21 protein-coding genes and 1 tRNA gene are annotated in these 23,314 nt (G+C 68.1%); 2 read left to right on the top strand and 20 right to left on the bottom strand.

What is annotated here, in order from left to right; translation table 11 throughout:
- Positions 1 to 67: 67 nt before the first annotated feature.
- Positions 68 to 1,291 carry an NnrS family protein gene (locus H9658_RS09480; RefSeq protein WP_191825160.1) on the top strand — a complete coding sequence of 408 codons (1,224 nt, stop codon included), beginning with the start codon at positions 68 to 70 and terminating at the stop codon, positions 1,289 to 1,291.
- A 93-nt stretch (positions 1,292 to 1,384) separates the two neighbouring features.
- On the opposite strand, the gene H9658_RS09475 is transcribed toward H9658_RS09480, so the two are convergent.
- The 17 genes from H9658_RS09475 to moaA all read right to left on the bottom strand — a co-directional run bounded on the left by H9658_RS09475 (position 1,385) and on the right by moaA (position 20,096).
- On the bottom strand, positions 1,385 to 2,212 hold the full coding sequence (locus H9658_RS09475) for a cyclic nucleotide-binding domain-containing protein (protein WP_225209861.1): 828 nt from the start codon (positions 2,210 to 2,212) through the stop codon (positions 1,385 to 1,387).
- The gene (locus tag H9658_RS09470; RefSeq protein ID WP_191825158.1) at positions 2,209 to 2,457 is read right to left on the bottom strand and encodes a hypothetical protein; all 249 of its coding nucleotides are present in this window, start codon (positions 2,455 to 2,457) and stop codon (positions 2,209 to 2,211) included. Before H9658_RS09470 ends, H9658_RS09475 begins: the two co-directional genes overlap by 4 nt.
- 206 nt (positions 2,458 to 2,663) lie before the next feature.
- The gene (locus tag H9658_RS09465) at positions 2,664 to 3,410 is read right to left on the bottom strand and encodes a helix-turn-helix domain-containing protein (protein WP_191825157.1); all 747 of its coding nucleotides are present in this window, start codon (positions 3,408 to 3,410) and stop codon (positions 2,664 to 2,666) included.
- Between the two features lie 55 nt (positions 3,411 to 3,465).
- Positions 3,466 to 4,668 carry a coproporphyrinogen III oxidase gene (locus H9658_RS09460; protein WP_191825156.1) on the bottom strand — a complete coding sequence of 401 codons (1,203 nt, stop codon included), beginning with the start codon at positions 4,666 to 4,668 and terminating at the stop codon, positions 3,466 to 3,468.
- 208 nt (positions 4,669 to 4,876) lie between these two features.
- On the bottom strand, positions 4,877 to 6,199 hold the full coding sequence (locus H9658_RS09455) for an MFS transporter (protein ID WP_191825155.1): 1,323 nt from the start codon (positions 6,197 to 6,199) through the stop codon (positions 4,877 to 4,879).
- Between the two features lie 86 nt (positions 6,200 to 6,285).
- Complete coding sequence (locus H9658_RS09450) at positions 6,286 to 7,194, bottom strand: peptidylprolyl isomerase (protein WP_191825154.1); 909 nt, start codon at positions 7,192 to 7,194, stop codon at positions 6,286 to 6,288.
- A 2-nt stretch (positions 7,195 to 7,196) separates the two neighbouring features.
- On the bottom strand, positions 7,197 to 7,901 hold the full coding sequence (gene narI, locus H9658_RS09445) for a respiratory nitrate reductase subunit gamma (RefSeq protein ID WP_191825153.1): 705 nt from the start codon (positions 7,899 to 7,901) through the stop codon (positions 7,197 to 7,199).
- The gene (gene narJ, locus H9658_RS09440) at positions 7,898 to 8,581 is read right to left on the bottom strand and encodes a nitrate reductase molybdenum cofactor assembly chaperone (protein ID WP_191825152.1); all 684 of its coding nucleotides are present in this window, start codon (positions 8,579 to 8,581) and stop codon (positions 7,898 to 7,900) included. The genes narI and narJ overlap by 4 nt, the downstream gene beginning before the upstream one ends.
- Positions 8,578 to 10,125: a nitrate reductase subunit beta gene (gene narH, locus H9658_RS09435; RefSeq protein ID WP_191825151.1), complete on the bottom strand. Its 1,548-nt coding sequence runs from the start codon at positions 10,123 to 10,125 to the stop codon at positions 8,578 to 8,580. Before narH ends, narJ begins: the two co-directional genes overlap by 4 nt.
- Entirely contained in the window at positions 10,125 to 13,865 is a 3,741-nt protein-coding gene (locus H9658_RS09430) for a nitrate reductase subunit alpha (RefSeq protein ID WP_191825150.1), read from the bottom strand. Before H9658_RS09430 ends, narH begins: the two co-directional genes overlap by 1 nt.
- 73 nt (positions 13,866 to 13,938) lie before the next feature.
- Complete coding sequence (locus H9658_RS09425; RefSeq protein ID WP_191825149.1) at positions 13,939 to 15,357, bottom strand: NarK family nitrate/nitrite MFS transporter; 1,419 nt, start codon at positions 15,355 to 15,357, stop codon at positions 13,939 to 13,941.
- A gap of 142 nt (positions 15,358 to 15,499) precedes the next feature.
- Positions 15,500 to 15,919, bottom strand: coding sequence for a hypothetical protein (locus tag H9658_RS09420; protein ID WP_179567638.1), 420 nt, complete (start codon positions 15,917 to 15,919; stop codon positions 15,500 to 15,502).
- Between the two features lie 114 nt (positions 15,920 to 16,033).
- Positions 16,034 to 16,597, bottom strand: coding sequence for a molybdenum cofactor biosynthesis protein MoaE (locus H9658_RS09415; RefSeq protein WP_179567640.1), 564 nt, complete (start codon positions 16,595 to 16,597; stop codon positions 16,034 to 16,036).
- Between the two features lie 5 nt (positions 16,598 to 16,602).
- A complete protein-coding gene (locus H9658_RS09410) occupies positions 16,603 to 16,863 on the bottom strand; it encodes a MoaD/ThiS family protein (RefSeq protein WP_218848162.1) in 261 nt (86 codons plus the stop codon).
- Positions 16,860 to 18,116 carry a molybdopterin molybdotransferase MoeA gene (locus H9658_RS09405; RefSeq protein WP_179567642.1) on the bottom strand — a complete coding sequence of 419 codons (1,257 nt, stop codon included), beginning with the start codon at positions 18,114 to 18,116 and terminating at the stop codon, positions 16,860 to 16,862. Before H9658_RS09405 ends, H9658_RS09410 begins: the two co-directional genes overlap by 4 nt.
- The gene (gene moaCB, locus H9658_RS09400) at positions 18,113 to 19,111 is read right to left on the bottom strand and encodes a bifunctional molybdenum cofactor biosynthesis protein MoaC/MoaB (protein ID WP_179567644.1); all 999 of its coding nucleotides are present in this window, start codon (positions 19,109 to 19,111) and stop codon (positions 18,113 to 18,115) included. The genes H9658_RS09405 and moaCB overlap by 4 nt, the downstream gene beginning before the upstream one ends.
- 4 nt (positions 19,112 to 19,115) lie before the next feature.
- A complete protein-coding gene (gene moaA / locus H9658_RS09395; protein ID WP_179568085.1) occupies positions 19,116 to 20,096 on the bottom strand; it encodes a GTP 3',8-cyclase MoaA in 981 nt (326 codons plus the stop codon).
- A 185-nt stretch (positions 20,097 to 20,281) separates the two neighbouring features.
- Between moaA and H9658_RS09390 the strand changes: the two genes are divergently transcribed.
- On the top strand, positions 20,282 to 20,683 hold the full coding sequence (locus H9658_RS09390) for a ribonucleotide reductase subunit alpha (protein ID WP_179567646.1): 402 nt from the start codon (positions 20,282 to 20,284) through the stop codon (positions 20,681 to 20,683).
- 43 nt (positions 20,684 to 20,726) lie between these two features.
- Here the strand turns inward: H9658_RS09390 and H9658_RS09385 are convergent, their stop codons facing one another.
- The 3 genes from H9658_RS09385 to H9658_RS09375 form a co-directional block, all read right to left on the bottom strand.
- Positions 20,727 to 22,271, bottom strand: a complete 1,545-nt coding sequence (locus tag H9658_RS09385; protein ID WP_179567648.1) for a diflavin oxidoreductase — start codon at positions 22,269 to 22,271, stop codon at positions 20,727 to 20,729.
- Entirely contained in the window at positions 22,268 to 22,696 is a 429-nt protein-coding gene (locus H9658_RS09380; protein ID WP_179567650.1) for a PAS domain-containing protein, read from the bottom strand. The genes H9658_RS09385 and H9658_RS09380 overlap by 4 nt, the downstream gene beginning before the upstream one ends.
- A 339-nt stretch (positions 22,697 to 23,035) precedes the next feature.
- Positions 23,036 to 23,111, bottom strand: a tRNA-Ile gene (locus H9658_RS09375).
- Positions 23,112 to 23,314 lie beyond the last annotated feature (203 nt).

Below are 23,314 nucleotides of genomic sequence, written 5' to 3'. Positions count from 1 at the left end.
CAGGTATCGCGGCGGCGCCTGACCAAGGTCAAGGACACGCACGGGTCGCGACCGGAAACTAGCGGCCATGCCTAACCTACCCGCGTCCCATGAGCATCCTTCTCCGGCCATGCTGGCGCGCGCGCCGCATCGACTGCTGTTCTTCGTCGGCGCAGGCAACCTGTTGCTGCTGATGGCTTGGTGGGCCCTATGGCTGGCCGGCCTGCACGGCGGCTGGGCGCTGCCGCAACCGCCGTTGCCGGCCGGTTGGCTGCATGCATTGGCGATGCAGTACCTGGTGCTGCCCAGTTTCGTTTTCGGCTTCCTGCTGACCGTGTTCCCGCGCTGGATGGGACTGCCGGAACTGCCGCGCCGACACTATGTGCCGATCGGCGCCGGGCTGTTCGGCGGACAGGCGGCGCTGCTGCTGGCGATGCTGGGCTGGGCGCCGGGCCTGTGGTTGGGACTGGCGCTGGCCATCGCCGGCTGGAGCGGTGCGCTGGTCGTGCTGGGCGGGCTGCTGAAGGCCGAGCGCGGCCGCACCTGGCACGCATACTCGTGCTACGCGGCGTTGCTGCTGGGCTGGCTGGGCCTGCTGGCGTTCGCGGGCGTGGCCGCCGGCGAGAGCAGGCTGATGGCCGCCAACATCGCGTTGGGCAGCTTCGGCCTGCTGCTGCCGCTGTACCTGAGCGTCGCCCATCGCATGTTCCCGTTCTTCGCCGGCAACGCGGTGCCGGGTTACGTGGCGTGGCGCCCACTGTGGTGGCTGGCTGCGATGTGGGCAACGCTGCTCGCGCACCTGGCGCTGGCCCTGGCCGGCGCCGACGCCTGGCTATGGCTGGCCGACGCGCCTGCGCTCGCGCTCGCCGCGTACGCGCTATGGCGCTGGTGGCCGCGCGGCTGCATGCCCGGTCTGCTGGCCGCGCTGTTCATCGGCATGGCCTGGTTGCCGGTCACCTACGCGCTATACGTGGTCCAGAGCGTGGGCTGTCTGCTCACCGGGCAGTTGTTGCTGGGCCGTGGGCCGATCCACGCCTTGTCCATCGGCCTGTTCGGCAGCCTGCTGGTGGCGATGGTGACGCGGGTGACGCAGGGCCATTCCGGCCGCCCGCTGACGATGCCGCCGGTGGCCTGGTTCGCGTTCGCCGCGATCCAGGGTGTGGCCACGATGCGGGTCGTCGCCGAACTGACACCGGACCCGTTGCGCTGGCAGGTGGCGGCCGCCGTCGGCTGGCTGCTGGCGCTGGCTCCCTGGGTAGCCCGGATCGGCCGCATCTACCTGAGTCCGCGCCCCGACGGCAAGGGCGGCTGAGCGCACCATCGCGGGCGGGACGCGCCACTGGCATGCTTCGCAAATCCCACGTCGCCAAAGGCCAACCGGCGCTCCATGGCACACTATGGCGCGTCAGGCCGGCAGCAGTGCGCCACCCATCTGATGCAACGCCGCCAGGTCGAGCAGTTGCAGCTCGCGCCTGCTCACCTCGATCAGCCGCCGCAACTGCAAGCGCCGGAATGTGCGGCTCACGGTTTCCGGAGTGAGCCGCAGGTAGTTGGCGATGTCCGTGCGCGGCATTCCCAGGTGCAGCCGCTGCGCGGACAGCCCGCGCCGTTGCGCATGCTGCGACAGCAGCATGAGGAAGGCGGCCAGGCGCTGGTCTGCCTCGTAGCGCCCGATCAGCAGGCGGGTACTCCGATCGAGGCGGCGGCTGAGCAGGTCCAACAGGTTGCGCTGCAGGCCGGGAACGGTCTCGGTCAACCGCGTGACCGTGGCCAGCGGCAGGCGGCACAGCGATGTGGCCTCGAGCACGCGCGCGCTGCAGCCGTGGCGTTCGGCGTGGATGGCGTCCAGCCCGATCACGTCTCCGGGCATCGCGAAACCGAGGATCTGTTCCTCGCTCGACGGCGCGCCGACGACCAGCTTGACCGTGCCGCTGCGCACCACCAGCAACGCCAACATCGGATCGCCTTCGTGGAACAGGCACGCGCCCGCCGGGTACGGGCCGCTGTGCACGACGTGCAGGTGCATGTCGTGCACACGCTGCTCGTGACCACGCGCCAGGCAGAGCGCGCCGACATCGCAGATCAGGCATTGCCGCATGGCGCTGCCGTTGCGGTTGGGACAGATCGGCAGCCGGCGCGGTACCGGCGGGTGGAGTGCGCTCGTGTGCCTAGGTGGTGACGCAACCGACGTGGCGGTGGCGCGCGCGGATGCAGCGTGCCGCCGCGCGTTCATCCGCCACAGCACCCGCAGCAGCCGCCACCGTCCGCTGGCGCATCGCCATCGGCGACCAGTTCGGGCTTCGCGCCGAAGCTGCCGAGCACCGCCAGCACCTCGTGCGCCGGCAGCGAGGTCACGATGTCGAGCTGGCCGCTGGCCCGATCGATGCTGAGTTCGGCGCCAGGATCGGTGGTTCGCAACGCGGCCTGCATCAGTGCGATACGTTCCGCCGTCAGCGGCGTTTCGGAATGGATGGACATGGCGGTCTCTCGTGCATGCACCGTCGCGCCGCGCAACTGCGGTCGCATCCGGGACACCGACACTGTAGGCCGCGGTACGCGGCACCGCCTTGACCGCAGTCAAGCGGACCGGGGCTCACATTCGTGCATTGCAGGAGCGCACAGGACAGCGCATGCGGCACGTGTCGCTGGCCGCGCCGCGAGCGACGCGATCTAGGAGCATCCGGCTACGGGCTCCCCCCGCCGGATGCGAACGCCTCCAGCCGCGCCGGATCGCGCAACACCACTTCGCGCTGCTTGATCGCGATGATGCCGTCGTCGCCGAGCCGGCGCAGCACGCGGCTGACCGTTTCCGGCGCCATGCGCAGGTAGTTGGCGATCTCGGTGCGCGCCATGGTCAGGTTGAAACGCGTGGCCGAGAAGCCCCGCTGCGCGTAGCGCCGCGACAGGTCGAGCAGGAATGCGGCCATGCGCTCTTCGGTGCGGTAGTCGGCGGCCAGCATCGACGCCTTGCCGATCTCCGCGCTGAGCAGGCTGAACAGCTTGGCCTGCAGGCCGGGCATGCGCGAGGCCAGCAGGGTCATCTTGGGAAAGGAGAACTGGCACAGCAGCACCGTGTCCAGCGCCACAGCGTTGCAGGGAAAGCGCGAGGAATGGATCGCGTTGAGCCCGATCACTTCGCCCGGCAGGCTGAAGCCCAGTACCTGCTCGTTGCCGTTGCTGTCGTTGACGAAGGTCTTGACCATGCCGGCCCGGACCGCGGCGATGGCGCGGAATTCCTCGCCGGTGCGGAAGATGTAGTCGCCGGCATGGAACGGGCCGACATGATCCACCAGCACATGCAGTTCGGAAAGCATCGACTTGTCGTAGCCCTGCGAGATGCAGGCATCGGAGAACGCGCAGGTCGAGCAGAAGCGCAGCTCGTCGCCATCGCTCGACGCGGCCGGATTGAGCGGGGGAGCGGACGACGTCATCGGCCGCACCTGGACACGCGAACGGGGCTGCCGCAATGCGGCGACGGGTTACCGGCTAGGGAGCCGACGCTGGATGCTGAAAACATGCGGCAACGATACGCCATAGCAGCGCGCCGGTGAATGACAGCGACAGCACCTGGTCGTTCCAGCTGACCAGCCCCTGCTCCTCCAGCGGTCGCAGCCGCGCCAGCGCCAGCGCGAATTCGTCGTGGAACGGCATGGCATCGGTGCGTTGCGTCGCCCGCGCATCCAGCCGGTAGTCGCAGGCCAGCGACTGCATGATCTCCGCGCGCATGGCCTCGTCCTGCGACTGCACCAGCCCGCGCTCGATGCCCAGCCGCCCGGCGGCGACGGCCGCGCACCAGCGCGCCGGATCGCCGATCGCCTGGCAGAACACCTCGCCCAGCTGGCTCTCCGCCCCCGCACCGATGCCGATCAGGTCGGTGCGCTCGGCGCGCACCGTTCCGGTCAGGTCGCAATACTGCGCACGGCTGCCGCGGCGCCAGGGCGGGCTGGACGCCACGGCGAAGGTGTCCGCCCCGGCAGGCGCATAGCCGGCCTCGCCGAGCCGTTGCACCGCATCGGCCAGCAGGCGCGGCAGCGTGGGACCGACCGCCGCCAGCCAGGCCAGTCCCACCCGATCCGGTCGCCACGACAATACCTCCTCCAGCCGCAAGGCATCCGGGTATCCGGCCAGCACGTGACCGGTGGCGGCAAAGCCGGCGCCGGCGATTGCCTCGCGCGCGGCCAGCCGCGACGCCGCGGACGCGGTGCCGTCGTCGAGCAGTACCCCGCGGGTACAGCCCGCGGCCACCAGCGAACGCGCCGCCACCGAATTGCCTGGCCGCAACAGCACGGCCACGTCCGCGCGTGCGACCGTGCGCAGCGACTGCGGGATCGCATTGAGCAAGCGCGCCACGCCGCCGCAGCCGATCAGCTCGGGCAAGCCTTCGCCCAGCACGATGTACAGCACTTCGCGATCCTCGTCGAACAGCGCCGCGCTCCGCGCCAGCGCGCGCAACAGGCAGTGCAGGTACTCGCCCGGCGCGATCGGCGACCCGCCCCGCGGAGCGCCGAAGCACAACGTCAGCGAGCGCGGGATCAGGTGGTCGTTGCCGACCCGCACCGTCTTGGCGAAATCGGCATCGCCGAAGCCGCAGACGTAGTGCGCGCAAGGCGGATGCAACGGCCAGTGCGGTGCTGCAGGCAGGTAGCGTGCCAGAGCAGCCCGGTCGATCGCGAACGGGGAGCATTCCATGCCGGACACGTTAGCGGCCACTTGCCAGCCAGGCCCTGATCAAGATCAAGTCGGCGCTCGAACGCGACGATCGCGATCGGGTGGCGACCGTGCGCCGGGGCGAGCGGTGTTGCGAATGGCTGCGCCGACGTCTCGGATGCGCAGCAGACCGAGCGGCTCGCCCCGCAACCGTGGGCGCCGTCCTGTCTCAGGCGTCGCTGCAGGCGGTTCAGGCCAGAGGTGCGTTCGCTGCGGCGGCGGCCTCGGCGATCTCCGGCAGGTCGGTCTGCGCGCGCAGGCCGGGATGCTGGCGATGCTCCATGCGCCGGACCGCGAAGTGCATCCACGCCAGGGCGATGCTCACCAGCACGAACAACAGCATGAAACAGCTGGTCCACACCCCGATCAGGTCGTTCATCGCACCGAAGGCGATTGGCAGCACGAAGCCCCCCAACCCGCCGATCATGCCGACCACGCCGCCGACCGCGCCGACGTGCTGCGGGTAGTAGGCCGGAATGTGCTTGAACACCGCGGCCTTGCCCAGCGACATGAAGAAGCCGAGCACGAACACCAGCACGGTGAATGGGACCACGCCAACCGCCAGGTGGAAGGCGATGTCGCCGTCGATGCCCTTGATCACGTAACGGGTATCCGGGTACGCCAGCAGGAAGGTGCACACTACCGATACGCTCAGCGTCCAGTACATCACCCGGCGCGCGCCATAGCGGTCCGACAGCAGGCCGCCAGCGATGCGGAACAGGCTCGCCGGGATCGAATAGCAGGCCGCGACCAGGCCGGCCTGGCGGATGTCCATGCCGTAGGCGCCGATCAGGTAGCGCGGCAACCACAACGCCAACGCCACGAACGCGCCGAACACGAAGAAGTAGTAGAGCGAGAAGCGCCACACCTGCAGCTTCGCCAGCGGCCGCATCTGCTCGCGGAACGACATCGGCTTGACGCCCGAGCGCTTGCGTTCGGCCTGCGAGGGATCTTCCTGGGTGCACAGGTAGAAGATCACCGCCATCACCGCCAGCGCCACGGCCCATACCTTCGCCACCGTGGTCCAGCCGGCCGCCACCATCAGCATTGGCGCCAGAAGCTTGGTCACGGCCGCACCGATGTTGCCGGCGCCGAATACGCCCAGCGCGGTGCCCTGCTTCGCCGCCGGGAACCACTTGGAGACGTAGGCGACGCCGACCGAGAACGCGCCGCCGGCGATGCCGACGAACAGCGCCGCCAACAGGAACTGCGGGTAGCTGCGCGCATAGGTCAGCAGCCAGGTGGACGCCGCCGCGCACAACATCACCGCGGTCAGCAGGCGTCGGCCGCCGATCTGGTCGGTCAGCACGCCCAGGTTCACCCGGATCAGCGAACCGCTCAGTACCGGCGTGGCGATGAGCAGGCCGAACTGGGTGTCGTTGAGTCCCAGTTGCTGCTTGATCTGGATGCCGACGATCGAGAAGATCATCCATACCGCGAAGCACGTGGTGAAGGCGAAGGTACTGAGCCACAAGGCGCGCTGCTGGGCAGCGGAGGGAAGGACGGCGTTCATCGCATGGTCTGCATTCGTAGTGAAAGGCACAGGCGCGCCTGCCTGCATCTTGGGCGGTTGGAGGGATGGCGGGAGGCCATGCCGGCTCAGGCCTCCGCTTCCGCCTCGATGGCATCCAGGCCGCTCACCCCGTAGTGTTCCTGCAACAGCTGCAGGTAGCGTTGCAGATCGCGTTGCCGCGACTGCAGTTCGAGGTAGTCGGCGATCCGCCGATGCACCTGCTCGAAGGTCTGCGGCAGGCCCGGCTCGATGTCGTCGACGACGACGACGTGATAGCCCCAGCGCGATTCCATCGGGAACCCGGCCAGGCCCTGGCGCAGGCGGAACAGTTGGCGGTCGAACTCCGGCGTGGTCTGCCCGCGCTGCAGCCAGCCCAGCTCGCCGCCCTGCTCGCGCGATGGGCAGTCGGAATGGCGCATGGCGAAATCGGCGAACAACTCCGGGCGCTGCTGCAGTTCGACAATCAGGCTCTCGCCGCGGCGGCGCGCCTCGTGGCGCCCGCCCACATCGTCGGCCGGCGCCGCGAACAGGATATGTCTGGCCTTGACCCGGTCCGGCGAGCGGAAGCGCTCGGCGTTCTGCGCGTAGTACCGCGCGCAGGCCTGCTCGTCCGGCACCCGCTGCTCGATCTCGCCCTCGAGCAGCATGCGTATCGTGGCCTCCTCGGCTGATTCGCGCCCGTCGGCAGGCAGTTGCGCCGCCAATCCCAGGCGCTCGCACTCGCGGCGCAGCAGTTCGCGCACCACCAGCGCGCGCGCCGCGGCCGCGCGCGACACCTGCGGCCGCATCGCGCGGTGGAACTGCATCTCCTGCGCGATATCCGCCTCGCTGATCGGCGTGTCGCCGACGAACAGCAGGCACGGCGCCGGCGCGCCCAGCGTGCGCGGGCCAGCATCCGCATCGTCGTGGTGCGCGTGCGCCTCCTCCGCCACCGGCTGCTGCGAATCGATCACGGTGAGCGGCAGGCGCCGCGGCACGGACAAGGTGGCGGCCATGTTCAGCGCCTCCTGTCGTAGTTCAGCGGCGCCTGACGCCGCCGCACCACCTGGTACGGACGCCACAGGTAGCTCAGCGGAATGCTCCAGACGTGCACCAGGCGGGTGAACGGGGCGATCAGGAACAGGGTCATCCCCAGAAACACGTGGGTCTTGTACACCCAGGAAACGTCGCTGATGTAGTCGGCCGCGCCCCAGCGGAAAGTGACGATGTGCTGCGCCCATTCGCCGAGCCGGATCATCACTGCGCCGTCCATGTGTTGCGTCGAGTAGCCGATACTGATCATGCCCAGCACCAACTGTGCGAACAGCAGCACCAGTACCAGCGTATCGCCGAAGGTACCGGTGGCGCGCACGCGCGGATTGGTCAGCCGGCGCACCAGCAAGATGGCGATGCCGACGAAGCAGAGCGCGCCGAACACGCCGCCGACGACCATCGCCAGCAATTGCTTCTGCGGAGCAGTGATGAAGTGCTCGTACAGCGCGTGTGGCGTCAACAATCCGACCAGGTGTCCGCCCAGGATCGCCAGCACGCCGACATGGAAGCAGTTGCTGCCGATGCGCATGCCGCGGTCGGACAGCAGTTGGCTGGAGCCGGTGCGCCAGGTGTACATGGACTTGTCGAAGCGCACCCAGCTGCCGACGAAGAACACCGCCAGCGCGATGTACGGATAGATCTGGAATGCGAACTGATGCAAGTGGTTCATGGCTTCACCTCGTTGATGGCCTGGATGCCTGCGACGGGCCGCGGGACCGGCTTGCAGTCTTCGCCCGGCGCCTGCGCGCCGAAGCGCACCGCTTCTTCTTCCCACAACCGGTCCATCGCCTCGGGCGAGTCGTCGCGCGCCTCGCCGCTGGCACGTTTGCGCAGCAGCGCCAGGTTCACTTCGCCATCGGCGTATTCCAGCAGCAGCTCGAACAGCAGCGCGTAGCCGCTCTCGCGCTCGGCGGCGCGCGCCGCCAGCAGGCCGACGATATGGCCGACATGGCCCAGCCAGTCGCGCGCCTCCGCGTCGGGCCGCTGGTCCAAGTATTCCAGCAGCAGCGGCAGGTAGTCCGGCAGCTCCCGCGCGGACAGCTCGAAACCGTTGCTGCGGTAGGCTTCGATCAGGTCGACCATCGCCTGGCCGCGATCGCGGGACTCGCCGTGGATGTGCTCGAACAGCAGCAGGCTCATCGCCCGGCCGCGGTCGAACATGGACAGCCAGCGGTCCTGGACCGCGAGCGGGTCCTCGGCCAGCAGCTCCTGCACGAAGCCGCACAGCGCGGCGCGGCGCGGCGCCGACAAGGCCGGATCGTCGGCCGCCTGCAGCAGTTCCTCGCCGTGTTGCCAGAGAGCGTCCTGCGGATAATCCATCAGCACGCCGATCAGCTTGAGCAGGCTCATCGCACCACCTCCTCGGTTCCGCGCCGATTGGGCGACGGCACCGTGTGGCCGGTGGGCTTGCGGTTGCCGAACAGGTCCGCCGCGCTGTCGCCATTGCAGCCATTGCCGAAGGTGAAGCCGCAACCGCCGCGCTCGCCGAAGGCGTCGTTGGCGTACTCGCGATGTGCGGTGGGGATCACGAAGCGGTCCTCGTAGTTGGCGATCGCCAGGTACCGGTACATCGACTCGGCCTGCGCCACGCTGAGTCCGGCCTGCTGCAGCACCGCGAGGTCTTCCACGCCGTCCACGTTCTTGGCGCGGCGCCACGCGCGCATCGCCATCAACCGCTCCAGCGCGCGCACCACCGGCGCCTCGTCGCCGGCCGACAGCAGGTTGGCCAGATAGCGCACCGGAATGCGCAGCGATGCGATGTCCGGCAGCTCGCCGTTCATGCCGATGTGGCCGCGCTCGGCCGCCGACTGGATCGGCGACAGCGGCGGCACGTACCACACCATCGGCAGCGTGCGGTATTCCGGATGCAGCGGCAGCGCCAGCTTCCAGTCGATCGCCAGTTTGTACACCGGCGAGGCCTTGGCCGCCTGCAGCCAGCTATCCGGGATGCCCTCGGCGCGTGCGGCGGCGATCACCTGCGGGTCTTCCGGGTCCAGGAAGATGTCCAGGTGCGCCTGGTACAGATCCTTTTCGGCCGGCACCGCGGCGGCGCTCTGGATGCGGTCGGCGTCGTACAGCATCACCCCCAGGTAGCGGATGCGGCCGACGCAGGTTTCCGAACACACGGTCGGTTCGCCCATCTCGATGCGTGGGTAGCAGAAGATGCACTTCTCCGACTTGCCGCTCTTCCAGTTGTAGTAGATCTTCTTGTATGGGCAGGCCGACACGCACATGCGCCAGCCGCGGCACTTGTCCTGGTCGATCAGCACGATGCCGTCCTCCTCGCGCTTGTAGATCGCGCCCGATGGACACGCCGACACGCAGGCAGGATTCAGGCAGTGTTCGCACAGCCTCGGCAGGTACATCATGAAGGTCTTCTCGAACGCGCCGTAGATCTCCTTCTGTACGTTGTCGAAATTGCGGTCCTTGGATCGCTTGGCGAACTCGGTGCCGAGGATTTCCTCCCAGTTCGGCCCCCACTCGATCTTCTCCATGCGCTGGCCGCTGATCAGCGAGCGCGGGCGCGCGGTGGGCTGGTGCTTGACGTCCGGGGCGGTATGCAGGTGCTGGTAGTCGAACTCGAACGGCTCGTAGTAGTCGTCGATCTGCGGAAGGTCGGGGTTGGCGAAGATCTTCGCCAGCATCCGGAAACGTCCGCCGGCGCGTGGGATCAGCTTGCCGGCGGCGGTCCGCACCCAGCCGCCGTTCCACTTGTCCTGGTTCTCCCATTCCTTGGGATAGCCCACGCCGGGCTTGGTTTCGACGTTGTTGAACCAGGCGTATTCCACGCCCTCGCGCGAGGTCCATACGTTCTTGCAGGTGATCGAGCAGGTATGGCAGCCGATGCACTTGTCCAGGTTCAACACCATCGCGATTTGCGCACGAACTTTCATCACGCCACCTCCCCTGCCGCGACCTTCGCGGATTCGCCATCCAGCCAATCGACCTTGTCCATCTTGCGCACCACCACGAACTCGTCGCGGTTGGTGCCACAGGTGCCGTAGTAGTTGAAGCCGTAGGACAGCTGCGCGTAGCCGCCGATCATGTGGGTGGGCTTGAGTACCACTCGTGTGACCGAGTTGTGGATGCCGCCGCGGGTGCCGGTGACCTCCGACCCGGGCGTGTTGATGATGCGTTCCTGCGCGTGGTACATCATCGCCATGCCGGACATCACCCGTTGGCTGACCACTGCGCGCGCGGCGATCGCGCCGTTGACGTTGAACAGCTCGATCCAGTCGTTGTCGACGATGCCGGCGCTGCGCGCGTCGTCCTCGCTGAGCCACACGATCGGGCCGCCGCGCGAGAGCGTCTGCATGATCAGGTTGTCGCTGTAGGTGCTGTGGATGCCCCACTTCTGGTGCGGGGTGATCCAGTTCAGCACGATCTCCTTGTTGCCGTTCGGCTTGCGCCCGAGCATCGGCGCGGCGGCCTTGGTGTCCACAGGCGGGCGATAGCCCATGAAGCCTTCGCCAAAGGCGATCATCCACTCGTGATCCTGGTAGAACTGCTGGCGCCCGGTCAGGGTGCGCCACGGGATCAGCTCGTGGACGTTGGTGTAGCCGGCGTTGTAGCTGACGTGGTCGTCCTCCAGCCCCGACCAGATCGGCGAGGAGATGATCTTGCGCGGCTGCGCCTGGATGTCGCGGAAGCGGATCGCCTCGTGCTCCTTGCCCACCGCAAGATGGGTGTGCTCGCGGCCGGTGAACTTGCCCAGCGATTCCCATGCCTTCACCGCGACGTGGCCATTGGTTTCCGGCGCCAGGTGCAGGATCACCTCGCAGGCGTCGATCGCCGACTCGATCGCCGGACGTCCGTGGCTGACGCCGTCCTCCAGCACGGTATGGTTGAGCTTGCCGAGGAAGGCCACCTCGTCGCGGGTATCCCAGTTCATGCCCTTGCCGCCGTTGCCGTGCTTGTCCAGCAGCGGGCCGAGCGAGGCGAACTTCTTGTACAGGTTCGGATAGTCACGCTCGACCACCGTCATCGACGGCATGGTTCTGCCCGGCACCGCCTCGCACTCGCCCCTGGTCCAGTCGGTCACGCCCATCGGCATCGCCAGTTCGTTGGGGGTGTCGTGCAGGATCGGCACCAGCACCAGGTCCTGCTCCACGCCCAGCACGCCGGGCGCCATCGCGCTCAGCGTCCTGGCCACGCCCTTGAAGATGTCCCAGTCGCTGCGCGATTCCCAGGCCGGGTCCACCGCCTTGGACAGCGGGTGGATGAACGGGTGCATGTCCGAGGTATTGAGATCGTCCTTCTCGTACCAGGTGGCGGTGGGCAGCACGATGTCCGAGTACAGCGCGGTCGTGCACATGCGGAAGTCCAGCGTCACCAGCAGGTCGAGCTTGCCCTCGGCCGGCGCGTCGTGCCACTTCACCTCGTCCGGCTTGCGCGCGCCCTCCTCGCCAAGGTCCTTGCCCTGCACGCCGTGGCGGGTGCCCAGGAAGTGACGGAGCATGTACTCGTGGCCCTTGCCGGAGGAACCGAGCAGGTTGGAGCGCCAGATGAACATCACCCGCGGGAAGTTCTGCGGCGAATCCGGATCGGCGTAGGCGAAATCCAACGTGCCATCCTTCAGCTTCGTCAGCGCGTACTCGGCCGGCGCCACGCCGGCGCGCTCGGCCTCGCGGGTCAGCTGCAACGGATTGCGGTCCAGCTGCGGCGCGCTCGGCAACCAACCCATGCGGATCGCGCGCAGGTTGAGGTCGGCGATGGTGCCGGTGAACTTGCTCGGGTCCGCCAGCGGCGACAGGATTTCCTTCACCTCCAGCTTCTCGTAGCGCCACTGGTCCGAATTGAAATAGAAGAACGAGGTCCCGTTCATGTGCCGCGGCGGACGACTCCAGTCCAGTCCGAACGCCAGCGGCTGCCAGCCGGTCTGCGGGCGCAGCTTCTCCTGACCGACGTAATGCGACCAGCCGCCGCCGGTCTGGCCGATGCAGCCGCACATGACCAGCATGTTGATCAGGCCGCGATAGTTCATGTCGTTGTGGTACCAGTGGTTCACCGCCGCACCGACGATGATCATGCTGCGCCCGCGGGTCTTGTCGGCGGTACGCGCGAATTCGCGCGCGATCTCGATCACGTCGGCACGCGGCACCCCGGTGATGCGTTCCTGCCAGGCCGGCGTACCGGGCACGTCCTCGTCAAAGCTGGTGGCCACGTTGCCGCCGCCGAAGCCGCGATCCACGCCGTACTGCGCCAGCAGCAGGTCGTACACCGTGGTCACCTCGATCGTGCCGTCGGCGCCTTGCAGGCGGCGCACCGGCACATTGCGTTCGAGCACGTCCTGGAACGTGGACGCTGTCCACGGTGCACTCTCGATGCCGCCGAAATACGGAAAGCTGACCGCCTCGATCGCCTCGTGATCATCCTTCAGGCTCAGCCGCAAGCGGGTCGCGGCGCCGGCGCTGTCCTGCTGCTCGATGTTCCACTTGCCCTGCTCGCCCCAGCGGAAGCCGATCGAGCCTTTCGGCACCACGATGCGGCCGCTGGCTTCGTCCCACGCCAGCGTCTTCCATTCCGGGTTGTTGTCCTCGCCCAGGCCGCCCAGGTCGCTGGCGCGCAGGTAGCGCCCCGCCACCAGGCGTCCATCCGCGCGACGCTCCAGCCGCACCAGCAGCGGCATGTCCGAATACTGCCGGCAATAGTCGGTGAAGTACTGCGAGGGGCTGTCGACGTGGAACTCGCGCAGAATCACATGGCCGAACGCCATCGCCAGCGCCGCGTCGGTGCCCTGCTTGGGGTGCAGCCAGTGGTCGGTGAGCTTGGCCACTTCCGAGTAATCGGGCGTGACTGCCACGGTCTTGGTGCCGTTGTAGCGCGCCTCGGTGAAGAAGTGCGCGTCCGGGGTGCGCGTCTGCGGCACGTTCGAACCCCAGGCGATGATGTAGCGGCTGTTGTACCAATCGGCCGATTCCGGCACGTCGGTCTGCTCGCCCCAGACCTGCGGCGAGGCCGGCGGCAGGTCGCAGTACCAGTCGTAGAACGACAGGCAGGCGCCGCCCAGCAGCGACAGGTAACGCGCGCCGGCGGCATAGGACACCATCGACATCGCCGGGATCGGCGAGAAGCCGATCACCCGGTCCGGGCCGTACTCCTTGACCGTGTACAGATTGGACGCGGCGATGATCTCGTTGGCCTCGTCCCACTGCACGCGCACGAAGCCGCCCATGCCGCGCCGCGACTTGTACGCGATGGCCTTGGCCGGATCCTCGACGATGCTGGCCCACGCGTCCACGGGCGAGAGCGTCTTGCGCGCCTGCCGCCACATGCGCAGCAACGCGCCGCGCACCAGCGGGTACTTCAGCCGGTTGGCGCTGTACAGGTACCAGGAGTAGCTGGCGCCGCGCGGGCAGCCGCGCGGCTCGTGGTTGGGCAGGTCCGGGCGCGTGCGCGGGTAGTCAGTCTGCTGCGTCTCCCAGGTCACCAGCCCATTCTTGACGTAGATCTTCCAGCTGCACGAGCCGGTGCAGTTCACGCCGTGGGTGGACCGCACGATCTTGTCGTACTGCCAACGGGCGCGGTAACCGTTCTCCCACTCGCGGCTCTCGCTCTTGGTGACCCCGTGTCCGTCGGCGAAGCGCTCTGGCGCTCGCTTGAAGAACTGCAGCCGGTCCAGGAAATAACTCATCGTGCCTCTCCCATCGCTAATGTGTGCATCGTGGCTTGGGTGTTTCCAATCGTTGCGCGGCCAGGCGGCCGGATCAGCACGGAACCTCGGCACCGCGCCGGTAGTACCACCACCAAGTCACCGCCAGGCAGGTGCAATAGAAGGCGACGAACACGTACAGCGCCGCCTCCGGACCGCCGGTCAGGGCGATCGACGAGCCATAGCTCTTGGGAATGAAGAATCCGCCATAGGCGCCGATCGCGCCGGAGAACCCGACCACCGCGGCCGATTCGATGCCCGCCTGCCGTGTCGCCGCGGCCTTGCCCTGCGCATCGGCGCGCGACGACCAGCGCTCGTGCAGCGTGCGGAAGATCACCGGGATCATCCGGAACGTGCTGCCGTTGCCGATGCCGGTGAGCACGAACAGCGCCAGGAACGAGGCCAGGAAACCGAAGAAGTTGCCTGCGCCGTGCGCGCCGGGCAGGAAGTGCAGTACCGCGAACACCGCCGCAGCCATCAGCGCGAACACCCAGAAGGTGATCCGCGCCCCGCCCAGGCGGTCGGCCAGCATGCCGCCCAGCGGACGCGTCAGTGCGCCGACCAGCGGGCCGAGGAACGCATAGGCCAGCGCGTTGACCTCGGGGAACTGGGTCTTCATCAGCATCGGGAACCCGGCCGAGAAGCCGATGAACGAACCGAAGGTGCCGACGTACAGCCAGCACATCAGCCAGTTGTGCTTGCGCCGGAAGATCAGCGCCTGCTGAGCGAAGGACGAGCGCACGCTGGCGATGTCGTTCATGCCGAACCACGCCGCGACGACGCAGGCCAGCAACAGCGGCACCCACAGGAAGCCGGCGTTCTGCAGGAACAGTGCCGTGCCGTCCTTGACCTGTTGCGGCGCGCCAGACAACGCGCCGAAGATGCTGAAGGCGATCACCTGCGGCACCACGAACTGCGTCACCGACACGCCCAGGTTGCCCAGCCCGGCGTTCATGCCCAGCGCGAAGCCCTGTCGCGCCTTCGGATAGAAGAACGAGATGTTGGACATCGAGGACGAGAAGTTCGCGCCACCCAGGCCGCAGCAGATGGCGATGGCCACGAACACCCAGTACGGCGTGTTCGGATCCTGCACCGCGAAGCCCAGCCACAGCGCGGGGATCAGCAACAGGGCGGTGGATAGCGCTGTCCAGCGGCGCCCGCCGAACAACGGAATCACGAACGAATAGAAGATCCGCAGCGTCGCCCCCGACAGGCTCGGCAGCGCCACCAGCAGGAACAGCTGGTTGGTGTCGAAGGCGAAGCCAGCGCGCGGCAGGTTCACGCTCACCACCGAGAACAGCATCCAGATCGAGAACGCCAGCAGCAGCGAAGGGATGGAGATCGCCAGGTTGCGCGTGGCGATGCGCCGGCCGGTGCTTGCCCAATAGGCCGGGTCCTCGGGACGCCAGTCCTGGATGATGCGGCCGCGGCCGCCGCCGGGATTGTGAGTTGCGACATCTGCTTGAACAGTCATGGCCGTCACCTGATGAATTGGACTTGCGGCAGATGCGGAGATACAGCTCCCATCGCCCCACGGCCATTGAGCCATCACCGCGGCACCAGGCCGTTGATCGAAATCAATCCCGCCGCCTCCAATCGGATATCCATGACAAATGTCAAACGGCGCCGTCGCCGGAAAAGCCGATCTGGATGCCGGTCACGGCCTGCGCTTCGGCATTGCGTCCGCGTGCGGTGCCGGTCCGCGTCCGCGCGCTGTCGCGCACATCCACTTCGAACACCATCCGCAGCGCGCTTTGGCCGTTTTGCTGCGCCGCCGCCTGGAACTGGAGCCCGTCGCGGCACGGCAATCGCCCGCAGTAGGCCTCCACCGCCGCGCGTGGCAGCGCCACCCGCCAGTGGGTCGGCGTGCCACCCATCGCCGCCGTTTCCAGTTCGGCCAGTACCAGCGTCTGGCACAACGAAGGCCCGCCGGGGATGCACAACCGGTTCGCCACTTCTCCGCCCCCCAGCAGCACGGCCAGCTCCGCCTCGTCCACCCGGAACCGCAAGGTCTGTGCCTGGTGTTGCAGCTTCATGGATCGCTTCTCCACGTCAGTGATAGCGCAGCCGGGCGCATCGGCTCAGCGGTTGCGAAGGGATGGCCCCACAATCGACGCTCACTGCATCGCGCGCCGCAGCACATGGCGCCGTCAGACATCGGTCAACGCCATGCCGTCCGCGGCGACATCCCGGTCGTGGCGATGCGCATGCACGGACTCGCGCTCGGTGTCCGCCGTTGAGGCGGGAACCAGCGCCGATTCGCACAAGGTGCAGCCTTCGCTCCACTCGCTGCTGCCGTCCTGGTAGTGTTCCCGCTTCCAGATCGGGCTGGTGTGCTTGACCGCCTCGATCACCCGCCGGCACGCGCGGAACGCTTCGTCGCGATGCGGCGAGCCGGCCGCCACCACCACCGCCAGTTCGCCGATGGCCAGCCGCCCCCTGGCGTGCGCCACGTACAGTTTCAGCTTTGGCCCGATGTCGGCCAGCGCCTGCTGCATGATGCGCTCGAAGCCATTGAGCGCCAGCGCATCGAACATGTCGTAGCTGATGCCGGTCACGACGCGGCCATGATTGAAGTCGCGCACGCGGCCGATGAAGACGGCCAGCCCGCCGAAGCCGGGGTCGGATACGAAATCGATCGCTGCGGCCGGATCCAGCGCCGCCAGCGCGCGATCGACGACCTGCGCATGAAGGATGCCTGCATGTGCGTTCATCCCGCTCAACCTCCGCTCACCGGCGGCAGCACCGCCACTTCGCCATCGGCTGGCAGCGGATCGCGCTCGTGCAGGATCTGCCGGCTGTCGGCGAACGCCGAACAGCGCAGCAGCGCCGGGCGGAAGCCCGGAACCGTGGCCTCCAGGCGCTCTTGCAGCACCGCGCGCAGATCGGCCATGCATTGCCCGGCCGCAAGTTCGAATTCCAGCGGCTGGCCGGCGGCGTAATCGGAAAGCGCGCCGAACAGGCGCACCGAAATCTTCATGACTGTTTCTCCCAGGATAGTTGCACGGGCTGCCAATGGCCCAGGCCATACACTTGCACCGGTTCGTCCGCGGCCACGTCGGCCACGCCTTCCGGCACCACCAGCCACGCATTGGCCGCCAGCAGCGGCCGCAGCCGGAACGAGTGCTGCTGCGGCAGGATCGCAGCGCGCAATTGCCCGCTGCGATCGCACGCCACCACGCCGCTGCCATGGAAGCGCAGCGCTGCCGGCTTGGCGATCGGCATGCCCGCCGGCAACCACAGCGGCTTTTCCGCAGCCAGGCCTAGCATTGCGCGCAGCGCCGGTTCGACGAAGAAGCGCAGGCCTACCGCGCTGGACACCGGATTGCCGGGAAGGCCGAAGTACAGCGGCCCCTCCGCCAGGGTGGCGAACAGCAGCGGCTTCCCTGGGCGGATCGCCACCTTGTGGAACCCGATCCGCGCGCCGCGCTGGCGCAGCGCCTCGGGCACGAAGTCGTAGCGTCCCTGCGACACCGCGCCGCTGCTGAGTACCGCATCGGCGCCCGCTGCCAGCGCAGCGTCGAGGGCGGCATGGAACTGCGCAGGTTCGTCGCCGACGATGCCCTGCCAGACCACCTCGGCACCCGCCGCGCGCAGTTGCGCGGCCAGGAACGGACGGTTGCTGTCGCGGATCTGGCCCGAGGCCAACGGCTGTGCCGGATCGCCGACCAGTTCGCGCCCGGTGGCGATCACCGCCACCCGTGGACGCCGCCGCACCAGCACCTGCGCCACGCCCAGCGCTGCCAGCATGGTGGTCTGCGGCGCACCCAGGCGCTCGCCGGCGGACAGCACCGGTTCGCCCACGCCGACGTCCTCGCCACTGCGGCGCACGTGCTGGCCCGGCTGCACCGCGGCCAGCAGGCGGATCGCCAGCGGCCGGCCCTCGGCCTGCGCCAGCACCTCCACCTGCTCCACCGGAATCACCGCATCCAGCCCGGCAGGCAGGGACGCGCCGGTCATCACTTCCCAGGCGCCATCGCCGGCGCGGCATTGCGTATCGCCGGCCGCCTGCCAGCCGCGCACGGCGAGTTCCACACCGGCGGCCAGTCCCGCGCTACCGGCATGCACGCCGAATCCGTCCATCGCCGAGTTGTCGAACGGCGGCAGCGCGGCGGCGCTGACCAGCGGCTCGGCCAGCACCCGGTCTTCGGCCGCATTCGCCGGCACGGCCTCCACGCCCAGCAACGGAGCCGCCTCGCGCACCATCGACAGCGCCTGCGCATAGCCGATCATGGATGCCGCCCTCCATCGAGCATGCGCAGCGCGTGACCGAGCACCGGCGCAAGGATGTCCATGCATTGCGCCGCCGCGCGCGGGCTTCCGGGCAACGCGAACGCCAGCATCCGGCCTACCTGCACGACCTCGGCACGGCTGAGCCAGGCCAGCGGCGTATGTTGCGCGCCGAGCGTGCGCAGCATCTGCGCCAGCGCCTCGACACGGCGGTCGGCGACGCATGCGAAGGCCTCCGGGGTCAGATCGCGCGGACCCAGCCCGGTACCGCCGGTGCAAAGGCACAGCCGCACGCCTGCGTCCGCCAATGCGCGCAGGCGCGTGGCCAGCGGCTCGATGCCGTCGGGCAGCACCTCGCTCGCGGACACCTGCGCGCCCAGATGCCGCAGCCCATCCACCAGTACCGGGCCGGACGCATCCGCATAAAGGCCGCCGGCGGCACGGTCGCTGAGCGTGAGCACTGCGCACGGTACGCCGTCCAGCGCCAGCGGCGCGCGCGGCCGGAAGCGCGCCTGCTCGGATTCGCTCATGCCCTCCGGATGCCGCCACAGTCCGCGCTTGCCGCCCTCCTTGAACAACAGGCGGACGCCGCCAAAGGTCAGCGCCGGTTCGACCGGCTTGCTCAGGTCGTACAGCGTCAGCAACGCCGCGCTGACGCCGGCCAGCGCCTCCATTTCCACGCCGGTACGCGCCTGGCTGGCGCACTCGCAGTACACGCGGATCGCATACCGCTCCGGTACCGGCACGCACAAGGTGCGTACCAGCTCCAGCGGCAACGGATGGCACAGCGGCATCAGCGTCGAAGCCGACTTGGCGCCCTGCAGGCCGGCGACTTCCGCCAACGCCAGTGCGTCGCCCTTGGGCAGGCGCCGTGCGACGATCATCGGGTACGCCAGTGGCCCGGCCACCAGCTCGCCGACCGCCACCGCCCGGCGCGCGGTCGGACGCTTGTCGCGGATGTCGGCCATGTGGAAGGCCGCTGCGGAATCGCCGTTCATGGTTTCAACCTCCGATCGATGCCAGGTGCGGGGTCAGGCCCGTATGTCCCTGGTGCAGGCCGTGTCCGGCCGCCTTGAGCCCCAACTGCGTGGCGATACGCATCACCAGCGCATCGTGGTCCGCATCGGACTGCAGCAACGGCCGCAGCGCGATGCCGAAGTCGCCGAACAGGCACAGCCGCAGATCGCCGCGCGCAGTGACCCGCAAGCGGTTGCAACCGGTGCAGAAATCCCTCGAGTACGGTGCGATCACGCCGATGGTGCCGCGGAACTGGGGATGCGCGTACTCCCGCGCCGGCCCGGCGTCGGCGGCGCGCACGCGCAGGCGCCACCCCGCCGCCTGCAAGCGCAGCTCGAGCTCCTCCGCACGCAGATGGTGACGCTCGAAATACGCCAGATTGTCGCCGGTGCGCATCAGTTCGATGAAGCGCACGCTCAGCGCGCGCTCGCGCAGATAATCCAGCCAACACGGCAGCTCATCGTCGTTGCAGCCGCGCAGCAGCACCGCGTTGACCTTGACCGACTCCAATCCCAGCGTCAGCGCCTGTTCGATGCCTTCGTAGACCTCGGCAAAGCGATCGTGGCCGGTGATGGCGTGGAAGCGTCCAGCATCCAGGCTGTCCATGCTGACGTTGAGCGCGGTCAGCCCGGCCTCGCGCCATGTGCGCACGTGCCGCGGCAGCAGGCAACCATTCGTGGTCAAGGCGATCTTGCGGACACCGCGCACCGCCGACACCGCAGCGATCACCGCCGGCAGGTCCTTGCGCAGGCTGGGTTCGCCGCCGGTCAGGCGGATCTTGTGCATTCCCAGCGCGGCAAAACCGCCTACCAGCCGCCGGATTTCCGCGATCCCGAGAAAGCGGGATGCGCCGTCGGCGCGGTAGCCGTCCGGCAGGCAGTAGCTGCAGCGGTAGTTGCAGGCTTCGGTCAGCGACAGGCGCAGATAGGGAAAGCTGCGCCCGTAGCCGTCGGTGAGGCTGCCCATCATCTGTGCTCGCTCGTCTGATTCACTGGCTGGCCGCGCGGCGACGAGATCCCTCCGCCTTCCGCCCCTGTTCCCACTGCGCATAGCTTTGGGCATGCGACCGGCGTGCACCATGATCTTGATCAAGAAACCCTGTGGTTGCCGCGTGCATGCTGTAGGCGACCGCCATCACCCACGAGCACACCATGCTGACCAGTTTTTCCGACCTGTTGCGGGCCGCCGGCGCTCAGCAGGAGCCGCAACGCCTGTTGTTGGTCTTCGTTCGCACCGACCTGCCTGCCTCGGCGACCGAGGTGCAGCGGCAGCAACACCGATCGGGGCAGGGCGGCACTCTTGCACCCGTGCTGTGCGTGGACAAACTGCCTGCGGAGATCGCGTCGTTCCAGGCATTGCTCGCCGAATCGGAACGGACCGGCATCGCGTGGGATCTGCTGTTCGTCGGCGGCCTGGCTGGACGCGCAGGCGTGACGCCCTCGGCCGACGAGGCCATGCAGCCGCTGCGCTTCATGGTCAATGCGATCAACGAAGGCCGCATCGACCGTTTCGCCGCATTCGACCGCCAGGGCGTGCCGGTCCGCTTCGGCTGACGCCGCGCCATGCGGCGGCCGCCCTGCCGGCCGCGTGCGAAGACTAATACAGCTCGCGGTGCAGCCGCCCTTGCCCTGACAGCGCATGCCAGGGAGCCTGCTGCGATGCGTCCGCATCTATCAGCCCACCTACGGCCTGCTCCACCACGCCCTCAAGGTGTCGCTTGTTTCCGCACAGATAGATGTGCGCGTCGCGCCGCAGCAGCCCGGCGAGATAGTCGCCGTGTTCGGCCATGGCGTCCTGCACGTAGTACTTCGCGTCGGTGTCGCGCGAGAAGGCGGTGATCAGACGGTCCAGCACCTTGCCGTCGCGCAGCGCCTCGAGTTCGTCGCGATAGAGGAAATCCTGCTCGCGGCGCTTCTCGCCGAAGATCAGGCAGATCTCGCGGCGCCCGTCGCTGGCGGCGGCTTCGCGCATCAAACCCATCAGCGGCGCGACGCCGGTCCCGGTGCCGATCAGGATCAGCGGGCAACCCGGATCGGGCGGCAGGTGGAAGCCCGGATTGGCCCGGCTGAAGATACGTACCCGTTCGGCGCGATCGCTCAACAGCCAGCCGGTGCAGACGCCACTGCGAACACGGCCGCCGCGCGTATAGCGCACTTCGCGCACGCACAGGTCCAGGCTGTCCGGATCTGCCCGCGACGCGATCGAATAGGCGCGCGGCAGGCATCCAGGCAACAGGTCGGCCAGGCTCGCCAGCGGAACCGTGTCGGGCGTGCAGTGATCCTCGAGCACGTCGAGCAGGTCCGCCCCGTACAGATACGCTTCCAGCGCGGCGCGCTGGCTGATCTTGGTCAGGCCCTTGAGGATCTCGCTCCCGCCCAGCCGCGCCAGCTCGCGCAACAGCGGCTTGCCGATCTGGCGCAACTCCTTGCCGCGCAGAGTCGGTACTGCCTCGGGTTGCCCGTACCAGGACGCCAGACGTCCGAGCAGGTCCTCGTCGTTCTCCGGCACCACATGCAACGTGTCACCGGCCCGGTAGACGATGCCGCTGCCGGCGATATCCAGGCGCACATGCCAGGCCGCCGGATCGCTGGCGCTGAGCCTGCGTCGCTCCATCACCGTGGCCGCGAACGCGTTGGCCTCGCCATAGGCCTTGACCTGAAGGTGCAGGTCGCGGCCTGCCTGCAGGTCGCCATGCAACACCCGCTCGAGCACGGGCAGCCAGCGCTCGAAGAAGGCAGCGTAGTTGGCATCGGCATCGACCCTGTTGACCAGGGCGGTCGCCAGCCGCTCGGCGAGCAGCGCGTCGAGCGTCTTGCTGAAGCCGCAAAAGCGCGGATAGGCGGTGTCGCCCAGGCCGAAGACCGCATAGCGCAGGTCCGGCAACGTCCGTGTCTGCCTGAGCGCGTCCAGGAAGCGTTCGGCGTTGCCCGGCGGCTCACCGTCGCCGAACGAACTGCAGACGATCAGCAGGGCATCGTGCGGCCCCAGGCTGGCGAGATCGATCTCGTCCAGCGCCAACACCACGGGACCGTGCGGCTGCAGGAACGCTTGCGTGCCCAGGCGTTGCGCGAGTGCGCGCGCATTGCCCGATTCGGAGCCGTAGCCGACCAGCACGCGCGCGATGGGGGGCGCAGCGCTCACTTGCCGGCGTAGTAGTCGTCGAAGTATTCCTTCGCCGCTTCCACCGCCTCGAAGTTCGTCATCAGATCGTTGACCACGCGGCGGATGCTGATGTAAGCGTTGATATTTCCCTGCTCGTCGTACAACGGCTGCACGGTGGTATCGACCACGTAGAGCACGCCGCCCTTGCCCAGATTCGGCACGATGCCGGTCCAGACCTTGCCGGCCTTGATCGTGTCCCACATGTCCTTGTAGACCGCCTTGGGCACGTCCGGGTGACGCACGATGCTGTGCGGCTGCCCGATCAACTCTTCGCGCGCGAAGCCGGTCAGCTGGCAAAACAGGTCGTTGGCATAGGTGATGGTGCCCTGCAGGTCGGTGGTGGAGATCACCATCACCTTCTCGAGGGAAGACAGCAATTGTTCTGGAGCGAGCGCGATGCCCATGAGCGATTCCTTGGGAATGGAGTTCGGAAGAGCCGGCGTCCGGATGGCGGATCCTCGCCATGTTGCGGGGATCCGCATGCCCGACGCTGCCGGACTCTTGCTGAGAATCTTTATAGGCTGCCGGCTCAGGCGATGCGTTGATCTAGATCAAGCCCGAGCCGCTTGAGCCGCCGTTCGCCCGGCAGCGGCGGCGCGGCACGGGCAACGCATGCCGGCAGCGACGCGTAGCCGTTCATGCGATCACGCTGCCGGCTGCCGCTGCACAGCAAGCGCATTGCGCCAGTGGCCCCTCCGCATGACGCGAGCACCCTGGATGGCGTTGCGCGCGCCACGGCTTATTGGTGGGCCCACCAGGATTCGAACCTGGAACCAAAGGATTATGAGTCCTCTGCTCTAACCGTTGAGCTATAGGCCCGGAAGCGTCCGGAGCGGGCGGGCGATGCGTCGGCCGCCGGCTTGGCGCCTCTGGCGTGCATGCAGAGGAAGGCGCCGAGGCGGGCGTGAGTTTAACGTCCGCGGTGGCGCGCTGTCTGCCCGCCGCGGTAGACGCGGCGGACGACGCCTTTGCTGATGGACGGCGACGGAGGGTCGGACGGCTCCGCGCCGTCACTTGTCGTC

Source organism: Xanthomonas bonasiae, assembly GCF_014836395.1.
Taxonomy (GTDB): domain Bacteria; phylum Pseudomonadota; class Gammaproteobacteria; order Xanthomonadales; family Xanthomonadaceae; genus Xanthomonas_A; species Xanthomonas_A bonasiae.
Note: the sequence above shows the minus strand (reverse complement) of the source record. Positions and strands in the feature narration are given on the sequence as shown.